This window comes from Streptomyces sp. MK7, assembly GCF_032658145.1.
Taxonomy (GTDB): domain Bacteria; phylum Actinomycetota; class Actinomycetes; order Streptomycetales; family Streptomycetaceae; genus Streptomyces; species Streptomyces spiralis.
In genome coordinates this window covers 126,962-140,683 of record NZ_JAVACL010000001.1, presented here as the reverse complement: position 1 = coordinate 140,683, position 13,722 = coordinate 126,962, and the positions used below count along the sequence as shown (strand labels likewise).

12 protein-coding genes are annotated in these 13,722 nt (G+C 70.3%); 9 read left to right on the top strand and 3 right to left on the bottom strand.

Annotation, left to right across the window (positions count from 1 at the left end; genetic code table 11):
• Positions 1 to 17 precede the first annotated feature (17 nt).
• Positions 18 to 1,256: a cytochrome P450 gene (locus R2S09_RS00590; RefSeq protein ID WP_316739145.1), complete on the top strand. Its 1,239-nt coding sequence runs from the start codon at positions 18 to 20 to the stop codon at positions 1,254 to 1,256.
• A gap of 113 nt (positions 1,257 to 1,369) precedes the next feature.
• Here the strand turns inward: R2S09_RS00590 and R2S09_RS00585 are convergent, their stop codons facing one another.
• Complete coding sequence (locus R2S09_RS00585; RefSeq protein WP_316739143.1) at positions 1,370 to 2,971, bottom strand: ABC transporter permease; 1,602 nt, start codon at positions 2,969 to 2,971, stop codon at positions 1,370 to 1,372.
• Complete coding sequence (locus R2S09_RS00580; protein ID WP_316739142.1) at positions 2,968 to 3,870, bottom strand: ABC transporter ATP-binding protein; 903 nt, start codon at positions 3,868 to 3,870, stop codon at positions 2,968 to 2,970. Before R2S09_RS00580 ends, R2S09_RS00585 begins: the two co-directional genes overlap by 4 nt.
• A gap of 92 nt (positions 3,871 to 3,962) precedes the next feature.
• On the opposite strand from R2S09_RS00580, the gene R2S09_RS00575 reads away from it, so the two are divergent.
• Both R2S09_RS00575 and R2S09_RS00570 read left to right on the top strand, forming a co-directional pair.
• Entirely contained in the window at positions 3,963 to 4,460 is a 498-nt protein-coding gene (locus R2S09_RS00575) for a GbsR/MarR family transcriptional regulator (RefSeq protein ID WP_306188781.1), read from the top strand.
• A gap of 36 nt (positions 4,461 to 4,496) precedes the next feature.
• Positions 4,497 to 4,874 (top strand): Uma2 family endonuclease, encoded by a 378-nt coding sequence (locus R2S09_RS00570; protein ID WP_316739139.1) that lies wholly within the window; start codon positions 4,497 to 4,499, stop codon positions 4,872 to 4,874.
• A gap of 19 nt (positions 4,875 to 4,893) precedes the next feature.
• Here the strand turns inward: R2S09_RS00570 and R2S09_RS00565 are convergent, their stop codons facing one another.
• Positions 4,894 to 5,763 carry a diacylglycerol kinase gene (locus tag R2S09_RS00565; RefSeq protein WP_306188777.1) on the bottom strand — a complete coding sequence of 290 codons (870 nt, stop codon included), beginning with the start codon at positions 5,761 to 5,763 and terminating at the stop codon, positions 4,894 to 4,896.
• A gap of 196 nt (positions 5,764 to 5,959) precedes the next feature.
• On the opposite strand from R2S09_RS00565, the gene R2S09_RS00560 reads away from it, so the two are divergent.
• From R2S09_RS00560 to R2S09_RS00535, 6 genes are all read left to right on the top strand, one after another.
• A complete protein-coding gene (locus R2S09_RS00560) occupies positions 5,960 to 7,243 on the top strand; it encodes an adenylosuccinate synthase (protein WP_306188775.1) in 1,284 nt (427 codons plus the stop codon).
• Positions 7,244 to 7,456: 213 nt separating this feature from the next.
• Positions 7,457 to 8,605: a hypothetical protein gene (locus R2S09_RS00555; protein ID WP_316739136.1), complete on the top strand. Its 1,149-nt coding sequence runs from the start codon at positions 7,457 to 7,459 to the stop codon at positions 8,603 to 8,605.
• 154 nt (positions 8,606 to 8,759) lie between these two features.
• On the top strand, positions 8,760 to 10,595 hold the full coding sequence (locus tag R2S09_RS00550; protein ID WP_316739134.1) for a 5'-nucleotidase C-terminal domain-containing protein: 1,836 nt from the start codon (positions 8,760 to 8,762) through the stop codon (positions 10,593 to 10,595).
• Positions 10,596 to 11,108: 513 nt separating this feature from the next.
• Complete coding sequence (locus tag R2S09_RS00545) at positions 11,109 to 11,660, top strand: hypothetical protein (RefSeq protein WP_306188770.1); 552 nt, start codon at positions 11,109 to 11,111, stop codon at positions 11,658 to 11,660.
• Between the two features lie 150 nt (positions 11,661 to 11,810).
• Positions 11,811 to 13,148 (top strand): hypothetical protein, encoded by a 1,338-nt coding sequence (locus R2S09_RS00540; protein WP_306188768.1) that lies wholly within the window; start codon positions 11,811 to 11,813, stop codon positions 13,146 to 13,148.
• Positions 13,145 to 13,720, top strand: a complete 576-nt coding sequence (locus tag R2S09_RS00535; RefSeq protein WP_316739132.1) for a hypothetical protein — start codon at positions 13,145 to 13,147, stop codon at positions 13,718 to 13,720. The genes R2S09_RS00540 and R2S09_RS00535 overlap by 4 nt, the downstream gene beginning before the upstream one ends.
• Positions 13,721 to 13,722: the final 2 nt, after the last annotated feature.

Below are 13,722 nucleotides of genomic sequence, written 5' to 3'. Positions count from 1 at the left end.
CGGGCTAGCGTCCGTGCATGGCCGTTCCCTCCGCTCCTTCCGCTCCTTCCGGTCTCCCGTTCCACCCTTGGGACCCGGCGTTCGTCGCCGATCCCTATCCCGCCTACGCCGAACTGCGCGCCCGGGGCCGCGTGCTCTACTACGAGCCGAGCGACCAGTGGCTCGTGCCGCACCACGCGGACGTGTCGGCGCTGCTGCGGGACCGCCGGCTGGGCCGGACCTACCAGCACCGGTTCACGCACGAGGACTTCGGCCGGACGCCGCCCCCGCCGGAGCACGAGCCGTTCCATGTCCTCAACGACCACGGGATGCTCGACCTGGAGCCGCCGGACCACACCCGTATCCGGCGCCTGGTGTCCAAGGCGTTCACCCCGCGGACGGTGGAGCGCCTGAAGCCGTACGTGCACCGGCTGGCGGACGATCTGGTCGCCGCCCTGGTGGAGGCGGGCGGCGGCGATCTGCTGACGGACGTCGCCGAACCGCTGCCCGTCGCCGTGATCGCCGAGATGCTGGGCATCCCCGAGTCGGACCGCTCGCAGTTGCGGCCCTGGTCGGCGGACATCTGCGGGATGTACGAGCTGAACCCGTCCGAGGAGACGGCGAGGAGGGCGGTGCGGGCCTCGGTGGAGTTCTCGGACTACCTCCGGGAGCTGATCGCGGCCCGCCGCCGGGAGCCGGGCGAGGACCTGATCTCCGGACTGATCGCCGCCCATGACGAGGGCGACCGGCTCACGGAGCAGGAGATGATCTCCACAGCCGTGCTGCTCCTCAACGCCGGTCACGAGGCCACGGTGAACGCGACGGTCAACGGCTGGTGGGCGCTGTTCCGCAACCCCGACCAGCTGGCCGCCCTGCGCGCGGACCACTCCCTGATCCCGTCCGCCGTCGAGGAGCTGATGCGCTACGACACTCCCCTCCAGCTCTTCGAGCGGTGGGTGCTGGACGAGATCGAGATCGACGGCACCACGATCCCGCGGGGCGCGGAGATCGCCATGCTGTTCGGTTCGGCCAACCACGACCCCGAGGTCTTCACCGGTCCCGAGCGGCTGGACCTGACCCGGCGGGACAACCCGCACATCTCCTTCAGCGCGGGCATCCACTACTGCATCGGCGCCCCGCTGGCCCGGATCGAGCTGGCGGCCTCCATGGCGGCCCTGCTGGAGCGGGCCCCGGCCCTGACCCTGGCGGCCGAGCCGGAGCGGAAGCCGAACTTCGTGATCCGGGGGCTGAAGGGGCTGAGCGTGGAGGTGGGCTGAGCGCACGACCGGTCGAGGCCGTGCGCTCGGGGACGCTCGGGGACGCTCGGGACGCTCAGGGACGTTCAAGGGCGTGCGCTCAGGGGTGTGCCCCCAGGGCTGCCCGAAGGGGGTCAGGTCGTCATGTCCCGCCGCCGCAGTCCCGCCAGTCCCGCCGCCACCAGGGCGACCGCGATCCCGGTCAGTACCGCCACCGGCCCCCAGGCCATCTCCGCGCCGGGCAGCTTCGGGAGGTGCCCGAAGGGAGAGATGTCCAGGACCGGCTGCGGCACGTCCAGGGCCGGGCCGACCCAGCCCAGCAGCAGCACGGCGCCGGCCACTCCCCACGCCGCCATCGCACCCCGCGGGAGGACGCCGTACAGCAGGACGGCGAGGCCCCCGATCACCCAGATCGCGGGGACCTGGACCAGGCAGGCACCCAGGATCGGGCCGATCTGCTTGCCGTAGCCGACGGCGAAGCCGAGGCCGGCGAGGAGCATGATCCACACCGAGCCGCCGAAGGCGATGGCGAGATGACCGGCGGCCCAGCGAAGACGGCCGACCGCGTTCGCCAGGAGGGGTTCCGCCCGGCCGGAGGACTCCTCGCCGTACAACCGAAGCACCGAGGCCACGACGTACAGCGCGGCGATCAGCCCGAGCATCCCCACCATCGAGGCGAGGAACGCGTTTGTCAGCCCCGACTGGCCGCCCATCCGCTGGAAGATCTCACGGGCGTTGTCGTTGTCGCGGACCAGGTCGGCCGCCCCGTCCGTCAGCCCGCCGTAGACGATCCCCGCCACGAGGAAGCCGACGCTCCAGCCGAGGACGCCGCCGCGCTGGAGCCGCCAGGCCAGCGCGGCGGCGGTGCCGAGGCGGCCGGCGGCCGGTCCGGGCCGGGTGGGCAGGAAGCTCATGCCCACGTCCCGGCGGCCCGCCAGCCCGTACGCCAGCACGCCCTGCACCGCGGTCGCCGCCGCGAACAGCAGCAGCACCCACCAGCGTTCGTCGGCGAAGGACCGCAGGTTCTCCAGCCAGCCCAGCGGCGACAGCCAGGTCAGCACCGAGGAGCCGTCGTCGGTGGCCGAGTCGCCGGCCGCGCGCAGCACGAAGGCCGCTCCCAGCACCGCCGCCGTCAGGCCGCGGGCCAGGCGCGCGCTCTCGGTCAGCTGCGCGACGATCGCCGCCATCGTGGCGAAGACCATGCCGACCCCGGCGAGGCCGAGCCCGAAGGACACGGCACCCGAGGCCCCCTGTCCGGCCAGGCCCGCCATGACCAGCAGAGCCAGCACGGCGTTCGCCACGGCCGCCGCCAGCAGCGCCGCCGTGAGGGAGGCGCGACGGCCGACCATGCCCGAGGCCACCAGTTCCTGGCGGCCGCTCTCCTCCTCGTCCCGGGTGTGCCGCACGACGACCAGCAGGCTCGTCACGGCGGCCAGGGCGGCGGCGTACACGCCCGCCCGCCAGGCGGTCAGCGCGCCGATCGAGGTGTCGAAGACCGGGCCGATCAGGGCGCGGAAGGAGGCGTTGGTCTCCATCTGCCGGACCAGGTCGGCGCGTTGGCCCGCGGTGCCGTACAGGCCCTTCAGGGTGTTCGGCATGGACAGCACCATGAGCGCGTTCACCGCGATCCAGACCGGGATCATCACCCGGTCGCGGCGCAGGGCGAAGCGCAACAGAGTGCCGGTGCCCGCGAGTTGACGGGAGCGGCGCGGTGCGGCGGTCACGAGGGCGGTCATCGGGACACCTCGTCGAGGTCGTCCTGGTAGTGCCGCAGGAACAGTTCCTCGAGCGTCGGGGGTGTCGACGTCAGCGAGCGCACGCCCGACTCGCTCAACTGCCGCAGCACGGCGTCCAGTTTGTCGGTGTCCACCTGGAGGCGGACGCGGCGGCCCTGTACGTCGAGGTCGTGCACGCCCGGCAGGTGGGCCAGGCCGTTCGGCGGGCCGGCGAGTTCGGCGGTGACGCTGGTGCGGGTGAGGTGGCGCAGGTCGGCCAGCGAACCGCTCTCGACGGTGCGGCCCTTGCGGATGATGCTCACCCGGTCGCACAGCTCCTCCACCTCGCTGAGGATGTGGGAGGAGAGCAGGACGGTGCGGCCGCGGTCGCGTTCCTCGGCCACGCAGCGCTGGAAGACCTCCTCCATCAGCGGGTCGAGGCCCGAGGTGGGCTCGTCCAGGATGAGCAGGTCGACGTCGGAGGCGAAGGCGGCGACCAGGGCCACCTTCTGCCGGTTGCCCTTGGAGTAGGCCCGGCCCTTCTTCGTCGGGTCCAGTTCGAACCGTTCGATCAGCTCGGCGCGGCGCCGCTGGTCGAGGCCTCCGCGCAGCCGGCCGTACAGGTCGATGACCTCGCCGCCGGAGAGGTTGCGCCACAGGGTGACGTCGCCGGGGACGTACGCGATCCGGCGGTGCACCTCGACCGCGTCGGTCCAGGGGTCCCGGCCCAGCACCTGGGCGGCGCCCGAGTCGGCGCGCAGCAGTCCGAGCAGGACCCGGATGGTGGTGGACTTCCCGGCGCCGTTGGGGCCGAGGAAGCCGTGGACCTCGCCCTGCTCGACGTCCAGGTCGAGTCCGTCCAGCGCGTGGGTGGCGCCGAACGCCTTGTGGAGGCCGGAGACGGTGATTGCCTTCGTCATGCTTTGGAAGCTACGCTAGTTTCAGAAAATTGTGAAGCTAAGGAAGCGTATAAACTCGGGAGCGCGTCGGGACGAGGGGAGAGGATGCGGGCATGACGGACGAGAAGGCGCCGGAGCGTGACCCGGAGGCGGTGTCGAAGTTCGTGGAGAGCTTCGCGGCCCAACTGGTCGAGGCCGGACTGCAGCGGATGCCGGCCCGCGTCTTCGCCGCACTGCTCTCCTCCGACACCGGCGCGCTCACCTCCAGCGAACTGAGCGAGCAGCTGAAGATCAGCCCGGCCGCGGTCTCCGGCGCGGTGCGCTACCTGGCTCAGGTCCACATGGTCTCGCGCGAGCGGGAGCCCGGCTCACGCCGCGAGCGCTACCGGGTCCACGCCGGCCAGTGGTACGAGGCGCTCACCAACCGCGAGGCGGTCATCAAGCGCTGGGAGCACGCCCTGCGCGAGGGCGTCGAGAGCCTCGGCGCCGAGAGCCCCGCCGGACGGCGGCTGGCCGAGACGCTGGCCTTCTTCGAGTTCATCGACGGAGAGGTCATGGCCATGATGGAGCGCTGGCGGATGCGCCGGGAGGAGCTTTTCGGGGCTTCGTGACCAGGCCTTGAGGGTGTAGTTGAGCAGCTACGCCGAGTGGGTCCGTTCTTGTATGTCTTCTCGGGGGACGAGTGCGCGTACGGCCCTGACATTCATGCCGCGCACGAGCAGGTCTTCGAAACGGAGAGCCACCACCTGGACGGCGAAGCCCTCTCCTTCGTCGCCGAGCTGACCTCCACCTCCACCCGGAAGGACGACCTGATCGGCAAGGTCGAGGTGTACGGCACGGCGGGCGTTCCCGTCTACCTGGTGCTCGACATGCAGAAGCAGGAGGCCACGGTGTACGGGGCGCCGTCGGCGGCGGGGTACGAGTACCGGGTCAGCAAGCCGTTCGGCGAGAAGCTGCCCGTCCCGGAACCCTTCGGCTGCACCCTCGACACGAGCGGGTTCCGTCCGCCCGAGGATGAGGCCTGACTCACCCCGCCGCGGGCCCTCAGCCCGGCGCGGGCACCACCAGCCCCCAGGCCCCCTCCCGCACCGTCCACGTCCGGGTGCGCACCGGCCCCGACACCACCGCGTCCGCCCGGTACCGGAAGTGCGCCCCCGAGACGGTCACCGTGCGTCCCTCCGCCCGTACCGGGGATCCCGCGGCGCCCACGGAGAGCGGCCGTACCTCCACCTCGGCCACTCCGGCGGCCCCCGGCACCACCGACACCCCCTCCACGGGCTGGTCCAGGTCCACCACCAGTTCCCCGTCGACCTCCACCCGGAGCCGGGAGGGCTCGGGACCGGCGTCGGACGCCGTCCGGGGCGGGCGGGCCACCAGGGTCCGTACGAGCGACTGGCAGGTCCGCAGCCAGGGGTGACCCTGCGCGGAGGGCACCTCGGCGGGCAGCGCCGTGGCGCCCGCAGGCGCCTCGTGCGGGGCGAGCGGCGGGATGCGCAGCGTCCCCAGCACCACCCCGTCGCTGTCGTCGACCAGCAGGTCCAGGCGCCGTACGACCCCGTCCAGCACGGCCCGCGCCGCCGCCACCGGACCGGCGGGCACGCCCAGTGAGCAGGCCAGGGGCATGACATCTCCGACCGGTACGACCGACAGCGCGCACGCGGCCAGCTCCCGCTGCCGGTGCAGCAGGGACACCGCGCGCAGCAGCGCCCGGTCGTCACCGACCACCACCGGCCGCCGCGAGCCGCGCCGCGCCAGCGCCCGGGCGAACTCCTCCGGCCCGTCCGGCAGGCACACCTTGGTGGCCGCACCCGCGCTGAGCACGTCTTTCGCGATCCGTACGGACTCCCCGTCCGTCCGCCGGGCGACCGGGTCGATGACCACCAGCAGCTGATCGGACGTCGCGAAGGTCGCCACCTCGGTCCTGCCTCACTTCCTCGGGTAGCATCTTTGTGCAAGAGCCCCTTGCGCTATTGCGCCAGGGGCTTCGTCTATTCCGGGGCATCCGGTCCGACGGTTTGTGCGGCCGACGACGGTCGCGCGGTGTACGCGGCGGTGAACCCGCGTACGCCCCTGACCCTGGACATGCCCCGCCCGGAAGGGGTGTACGCGCGTGCCCGCACTTGTGCTGCTCGGTGCTCAGTGGGGTGACGAGGGCAAGGGAAAGGCCACCGACCTGCTCGGCGGCTCCGTGGACTATGTGGTGCGTTACCAGGGCGGCAACAACGCCGGCCACACGGTCGTCGTCGGCGACCAGAAGTATGCACTGCACCTCCTCCCTTCCGGAATCCTGTCGCCCGGTTGTACGCCGGTCATCGGCAACGGCGTCGTCGTCGACCCGTCGGTCCTGCTCTCCGAGCTGAGCGGTCTGAACGAGCGCGGCGTCGACACGTCGAAGCTCCTGATCAGCGGAAACGCCCACATCATCACGCCGTACAACGTCACCGTCGACAAGGTGACGGAACGCTTCCTCGGCAAGCGCAAGATCGGCACCACCGGACGCGGCATCGGCCCGACCTACGCGGACAAGATCAACCGCGTCGGCATCCGCGTGCAGGACCTGTACGACGAGTCGATCCTCACCCAGAAGGTCGAGGCGGCGCTCGACGTCAAGAACCAGATCCTGACCAAGCTGTACAACCGGCGCGCGATCGCCGTGGGCCAGGTCGTCGAGGAGCTGCTGGGCTACGCCGAGCAGATCAGGCCGTACGTCGCCGACACGGTCCTGATCCTCAACCAGGCCCTGGAGGAGAACAAGGTCGTCCTGTTCGAGGGCGGCCAGGGCACCCTCCTGGACATCGACCACGGCACGTACCCCTTCGTGACCTCCTCCAACCCGACCGCGGGCGGTGCCTGCACCGGCGCCGGCGTCGGCCCGACGAAGATCAGCCGGGTCATCGGCATCCTGAAGGCCTACACGACCCGTGTCGGCTCGGGCCCGTTCCCGACCGAGCTGTTCGACGAGGACGGCGAGGCGCTGCGCCGGATCGGCGGCGAGCGCGGTGTGACCACCGGCCGTGACCGCCGCTGCGGCTGGTTCGACGCGGTGATCGCCCGCTACGCGACCCGGGTGAACGGCCTCACGGACTTCTTCCTCACCAAGCTCGACGTCCTCACCGGCTGGGAGCAGATCCCGGTCTGCGTGGCCTACGAGATCGACGGCAAGCGGGTCGAGGAGCTCCCGTACTCCCAGACCGACTTCCACCACGCGAAGCCGGTCTACGAGTACCTGCCCGGCTGGCAGGAGAACATCTCGAAGGCCAAGTCCTTCTCCGACCTGCCGAAGAACGCCCAGGCCTACGTCAAGGCCCTGGAGGAGATGTCCGGCGCCCCGATCTCCGCGATCGGCGTCGGCCCCGGCCGCGACGAGACGATCGAGATCAACTCGTTCCTGTAGCCCGTGCCGTAATCCCTTGTCGGGTATGGCGGCCGCCGCCTCGCGCGTCGGCCGCCGTGCGCCCGGTGCCGCCCGTATCTCCGCATTGCCGGTGTCCGGCAACCGGCGCCCGTTCCGCTTGCCCGGAACCACCTCTGTTCGCCGGCGATCGCCCGCCGCACGATGGTCTGCGGACAGTGCGGTGAGCCGTCGGGACCGACGGGGGGTGGCTCGATGAAGCCGGTCAGGGCGTCCTGGGGCAGATGTCTGGCGTACGGGTTGATTAGTGGAACGGCCGCCTTCGCCGTACTGATCCTCGCGGTGGTGCTGCTGCCGGTCGGCGACGGCGGAGCCGCTCTTCTCATGTACGCGGTTCTCGTCGTCCCGCCGGCGCTGGTGGCGCGCCGGTTCGGGTCCAAGCCGACGGCCGAGCCCAGGAACAGACGGGCACTCAGGTCGGCGTCGGCGCCCGCTCCGAAGCCCGAGCTGCGGCCCGAGCGCGAGTCCCGTCCCGAGCCCGCGTCACGATCGAAGTCCGGGTCACGATCGAAGCCCGAGCCACGATCGAAGCCCGAGCCACGACCCGAACCGGAGCGGAGGACGGACGCCGTCCACGCCGCCGAACAGGCCGTCACCGACTACGGCGAGCTGCTGACCGACCACCCCTACTCGCCCGGCCCTTCCAGCGCCCCGGACGACCTGGCGGACTACGCAACGGCCCTCCAGGCGTACGAGGACGCCAAGGCGAGCGCCCCCGACCGGGTTCCGGAGATCCTGGAACGAGGGCGGGCGGCCCTGGAACGGCTGGACGTCGCCGCCCGAGCCGAGGGACAGGGACACGGCCTCACCTGGATCCACGGTTCCGGGACGACCCGGGTCCGGGTGCACAGGCCCGGGACGGGCGGACGGGCCCTCCTGGTCTTCGAGGCCGAAGGCCGGGAGCACGACGCCTACTCGGTGTCCGGCACGGGGTTCGGCCGCTCGACCGAGCTGGTGAAGGGCGCGTGCGGCCGGCACGTCACCCTCGCTCGGGTGCTGGTGCCGCCGCAGCGAGGCGCGGTGATGCTGCTGGAGGTGTCGGCCCCGGGTCCGTGGCGGCTGGCACTGCGCCCGGCCGGCGAGGCACGGCAGTTGCGCCGGGACACCCGGCTGACGGGCCGGGGCATCGAGAGCGTCGTCAAGGCCGCCGGGCTCCGGGCCGTGCGGTTCGAGCACCACGGCGACGGCCCGTTCCGCCTTCTCACGGTCACCCGTTCGCTCCACACGGGGCCGGTCCTGGCCGACGGACGCGGCGAGGCGCGGCTGACCGTGCCGGTGCCGGACCGCTGCCTGCTGCGCATCGAGACCACCGACCGGTGGAGCCTGTGCGACTCCGGCACCTGAACCTCCGCTCGCCGAGCACCTGATGACCCAGGCTTGACCCGGGCATGGCCACTTCCTGGTTTCCGGCGGACCGGGCAGACGCCACGCTCTACGCGAGTAGTTCCGTACGGCACCGATGTCTACACGCGTCACGTCAGCCTTTCAGGAGCCCTGTATGCCCGTCAGTCCCATGAACCGCCGGGAGTTCGTGAAGAAGTCCGCCGTCACCTCAGCGGCCGTGGCCGTCGCGGGGACGGCCGGCGCGCCTGCCGCGCAGGCCGCGCAGGCCCCGCAGGCCGCCGGACGCAAGCCCGAAAGGGCGCCGAGAACCTGGTCGTTCTCCATCCTCGGCACCACCGACCTGCACAGCCACGTCTTCGACTGGGACTACTACACCAACGCTGCCTACTCCGACAGCAAGGGCAACACGTACGGCATCGCCCGCATCGCCACCCTCGTCAAGCAGCTGCGCGCGCAGAAGGGCGAGGACCGGGTGCTGCTCGTCGACGCGGGCGACATCATCCAGGGCACGTCACTGGCGTACTACTACGCGAACGTCGACCCCATCACCGGCAAGGACGGCGAGCCCGGCCCCCAGCACCCCATGGCGATCGCCATGAACGAGATGCGCTACGACGCCGCAGCGCTCGGCAACCACGAGTTCAACTACGGCATCGACGTCCTGCGCACCTTCGAGAAGCAGTGCCGTTTCCCGCTGCTGGGCGCCAACGCGCTCGACGCGACGACCCTGCGGCCCGCGTTCCGGCCCTACACGGTCAAGCGCATCAAGGTGCCCGGCGCGCCGGACATCAAGGTCGGCATCCTCGGCCTCACCAACCCGGGCATCGCCCTGTGGGACAAGGACAACGTCTCCGGGAAGATGACCTTCACCGGCCTGGTCGAGCAGGCGAAGAAGTACGTGCCGCGGCTGCGCTCGCTCGGCTGCGACGTCGTCTTCCTCACCGACCACTCGGGCCTGGACGGCTCGACGTCGTGGGGCGACGAACTCCCGTACGTGGAGAACGCCTCGAACCTGGTCGCCGAGCAGGTCCCCGGCATCGACGCGATCCTCGTCGGCCACACGCACGTCGACGTCCCGACGTACACCGTGAAGAACGAGGAGACGGGCAAGGACGTCGTCCTGTCCGAGCCGTACTGCTACGGCTACCGGCTGTCCGTCTTCGACTTCGAGCTGGAGCTGCACCACGGCTGCTGGAAGGTCACCCGCACCACCTCCACCACGCTCAACAGCAACACGGTCGAGGAGGACGCCCGTATCACCGAACTGCTCAAGGCCGACCACGCGTTGGTGGTCAAGTACGTCAACACCGCGATCGGCACGTGCACCGAGGAGATGTCGACGGCACAGGCCTGCTGGGAGGACGTCCCCGCCATCGACTTCATCCACCAGGTCCAGATGGACGCGGTCAGGTCGGGCCTGTCGGCGTCCGACGCCCAGCTCCCGCTGATCTCCGTCGCCGCGTGCTTCAGCCGCACCGCCGTCATCCCGGCCGGCGACGTCACGATCCGTGATGTCGCGGGCCTCTACATCTACGAGAACACCCTGTACGGCAAGAAGCTCACCGGCGCCCAGCTCAAGGACTACCTCGAGTACGCGGCGAAGTACTACCACCAGGTGCCTAGCGGCACGAAGGTGGACACCTCCACGCTGACGAACGCCAACAGCTTCTGGGACTACATGTACGACACGGCGTCCGGAGTCTCGTACGAGATCGACATCGCGCAGCCCGAGGGTTCCCGGATCAAGAACCTCACCTACGACGGCGCGGCGGTCGCGGCCGACCAGGTCTTCGTCGTCGCGGTGAACAACTACCGGGCCAACGGCGGGAGCGGTTACCCGCACATCGCCGACGCCGACACCGCCTACAGCTCCACCAACCAGGTCCGCGACCTGATGATCGCCTACGCCACGACGAAGGGCACGATCGACCCGAAGACGTTCGCGGCCGACAACTGGAAGCTGACGCAGGACGGGACACCGGTGTTCTGACCGGCGAGGGCGGAACGGCCGGTACGGAGATCCGGCCGGCCGTTCCCCGCTGTATGTGTTCTACGTCTCATTTACGCCCGAATGAGGGGGATTCTCAGTCATCTCTCCATGCCTCGGCTTTGCTTGGGCTTCTCCTCCGCTTCACCGGGGCGACACAGGCCACTCAAAGGTTGTGTGGCTGACCTCTTCATTCCGGTTTGTTGTGGCCGCCGAAGTCGCTTTCCCGCCAGGCCCGCTGCGGCCTGTACCGGTGCTCTTTGCCGGCCCTTGATCTGCTCCTGTGCCATGTGCCTATCGTGATCACCGCGCCCGGCGGATGTGACCGATCCGCCGCCGCGTACCTCAACCGGCAACGGGAGACGGTTTTTTCTACGGGGGAAGGGCTCATTCGTCATGCCGCTGTATCGGCCATGCACGTACGCCGACCTGACCTTCGCGTGTCCCATACGGGCTGGTAGCCCCGGTTCCGATCCGGGGCGGGAACCGCAAGATCGATTGGCCAGGGAAGGCAACATGCTGAACTCGAGGAACTCCATACGCACCGGCCTGATCGCGGCTGTCGCCGCGGCGGCGCTCACCGGCACCGTCACCGCGGCAAGCGCGGACGACGGCGCCACGTCCAGCGACGACGCGTACACGTTCAACGGCGGCGAGGAGGGGCTGTTCCAGCTGTACGGTCCTCCGGAGCCGGGCCGGATGCAGCCGCGGAACTTCACCAGCTATCTCTCCGGCTGGGCGCCCGGCGACAAGGAGTCGCGGCACTGGGCGGACAACGACTACACCGAGATCCAGTTCACCGGCTGCTCCCTCGTCGGAGCCTCCAGCGTCTCGGCCGGGGTGAAGCTGTGGCAGGCGATCCCGTTCAGCCGGGACAAGGACATGGGCATGAAGACCTTCACGAACTGCTTCAAGGGGTCCTCGTACACGTCCCGCGGCGAGTGGAACGCCCACTACACCGATGGTGACAACCGGTACTTCACCATCCCCGCGCTGGACGGTTCGATCTACACGAAGGCCAACCTCAACGTGAGCAAGGTGTACGTCGACACGACCGCGGCCGACTAGCCGGCCGAGCACGCAGCCGTCAGGCCGGGAGCCTCGTTCGCGGGTTCCCGGCCCAGTGCTTTGCCTTCCCCCGCGTTTTCCCCGCCCCCACGTACAGACTGGTCCCGAAGACTCGTGAACCTCCGTACCCGACTGCGTACCAGCCCTGCCGTGTGGACCGCGCCCGTCTGGCTGGGTCTCATCGCCTTCTACTATTTCTACGCCCTGCACTTCGAGGACTCCTACCAAGAGGTCATCGCAGGACCCCTGTGGGCCCCGGAGCAGGTCGCGCGGTCCCTGTTCTACTTCTACGTCTTCGCCTACGCCATCACCTGCGGGCTCGCCGTCTGGGAAGGCGGGCGTCTCAAGCGGGACGCCGTGTGGGGCCTGGCTCCTGGCCGATCGCGGTTCCGCGTCGCCGCGCACGTCCTGGCCCCGGTGGTCGCGGCGGGGTGGACGATGCTCGTGCTGCCGGTGGTGATGCGGCTGGTCGAGACCCGGCTCGCTCCCACGCCCCAGGCCGTGGCCCCGCTCCTCCTCGGGATGGGGCTCGTGGTCGTGTGGGCGGTGATCGGATGTGCCCTGGGGCATCTCACACCCCGTCTGATCTCCGCGCCCCTGTCCATGGTCGTCGTGTACTACCTGATCACCCAGACGTCCCGGATGGAGCCCGTGTGGCTGCGGCACGTCTCCGGTGACCTGGACACCACCCCGGACTTCGGCGAGTACTACCGTCCGGTCACGCTCCTCGTCCCGTTCCTGTTCGGTGCCGCTGCCGCCGTGGCGATCGCCGTGTGGTGGATCCCCGCCGGGCACAGGGCCCGTCGCGCCATCCGCCTGTCCGCAGTCGTCATGGCGGTGGTGGTCATGGCCGGATGTGCGTACACGGCCCGCGGCTGGGGCTACGGATACGGACCGGTCAGCGCCGGCCACGCCGAGGCCCGCTGCACCGGCACCGCCCCGCGGGTGTGCATGGCGGTGTCAGGCGGCGCCGTCGGGCAGCTTCCCCAGGCGCGAAGCGAGATCACCCGGACCCTGCACCGCCTCCAGGACGCCGGGGTCGGCGTCACCGTGCCCGGCACGGTCACCGACAGCATCCTGGACGGCCGCCGCGCCAAGCCCTCCACCACCGGCTCATGGCGGCTGCCCCTCTCGAAGCAGACTGGACGGAACGGACCTGGCATGGCGTACGTCCGTTACAGCACACTGCTGATGTCCGTCACCTTCCCCTGCCGCTTTTCCAGCCGGTTCGACACACCGCACTCGGCCGACTGGATCGTCGACCACGACGCCGCGATGCTCTGGGCCGCCAGGATCGCCGGCGCCGAGGAGCCTTACCTGGCCTGGCGCCGGTCCGAGTACAGCGCCTTCCAGAACCCCGGCCAGGTGCTGGCCAAGGTGGAGCAGCTCACCGACAGCGCAGACCGTCTGCCCAAGGACAAGCAGGCCGACTGGTTCCACGGTGAGCAGGTCAAGGCGTGCCGCCTCGCCCAGGAGACCGGCCGATGACCTTGTGGATCAAGGCACGTCGCACGACCACGGTGATCCTTCCGGCGCTCGCCGTGTTCGCCGTCGTCGCGGTCAGCGGGCACAACCAGTACGCCGAGCTGCCCAGTCTGGTCGCCGTCAGCGGCAACCGGGTGTTCCTGATGCAGCTCGCCCCCCTGCTCATCACCTCCGCGCTCGGCTACAGCCTCACCCAACGGCTCCCGGAGATCGAGGCGACCGCCCGCCGCGACATGCGCCTCCTCGACGCGGCTCTGGTCACGGCAGTCGTCGCGGCGGGCGCCGTGGCCAGTGTTGCCGTCGGCGTGCTCGCCGACGCCGAGGAGGCCACGATGGCGGGCCGCAACCTGCTCTTCCTCACCGGCCTCATGCTCATCGCCCGCAGGATTCACGAGCAGGCCGCCACCGTCGTCCCCGCGGCCTGGGTGTTCGTCGTGATGTTCGTCGGACACCGCAGCTTCCAGCAGCCGTGGATCTGGGCGGTGACCCTCCACCCGGCGCACGTCATGCCCACCCTCGCCTTCAGCCTCGCCGTCTTCGCCGCCGGTCTGGGCGCCCATTTCACCACCCGTTGAAA

Coding starts and splice junctions, on each gene's coding strand:
- R2S09_RS00555 (WP_316739136.1), top strand. CDS start 7,457: ATGAAGCCGGTCAGGGCGTCCTGGGGCAGATGTCTGGCGTACGGGTTG.
- R2S09_RS00535 (WP_316739132.1), top strand. CDS start 13,145: ATGACCTTGTGGATCAAGGCACGTCGCACGACCACGGTGATCCTTCCG.
- R2S09_RS00590 (WP_316739145.1), top strand. CDS start 18: ATGGCCGTTCCCTCCGCTCCTTCCGCTCCTTCCGGTCTCCCGTTCCAC.
- R2S09_RS00575 (WP_306188781.1), top strand. CDS start 3,963: ATGACGGACGAGAAGGCGCCGGAGCGTGACCCGGAGGCGGTGTCGAAG.
- R2S09_RS00580 (WP_316739142.1), bottom strand. CDS start 3,870: ATGACGAAGGCAATCACCGTCTCCGGCCTCCACAAGGCGTTCGGCGCC.
- R2S09_RS00585 (WP_316739143.1), bottom strand. CDS start 2,971: ATGACCGCCCTCGTGACCGCCGCACCGCGCCGCTCCCGTCAACTCGCG.
- R2S09_RS00550 (WP_316739134.1), top strand. CDS start 8,760: ATGCCCGTCAGTCCCATGAACCGCCGGGAGTTCGTGAAGAAGTCCGCC.
- R2S09_RS00545 (WP_306188770.1), top strand. CDS start 11,109: ATGCTGAACTCGAGGAACTCCATACGCACCGGCCTGATCGCGGCTGTC.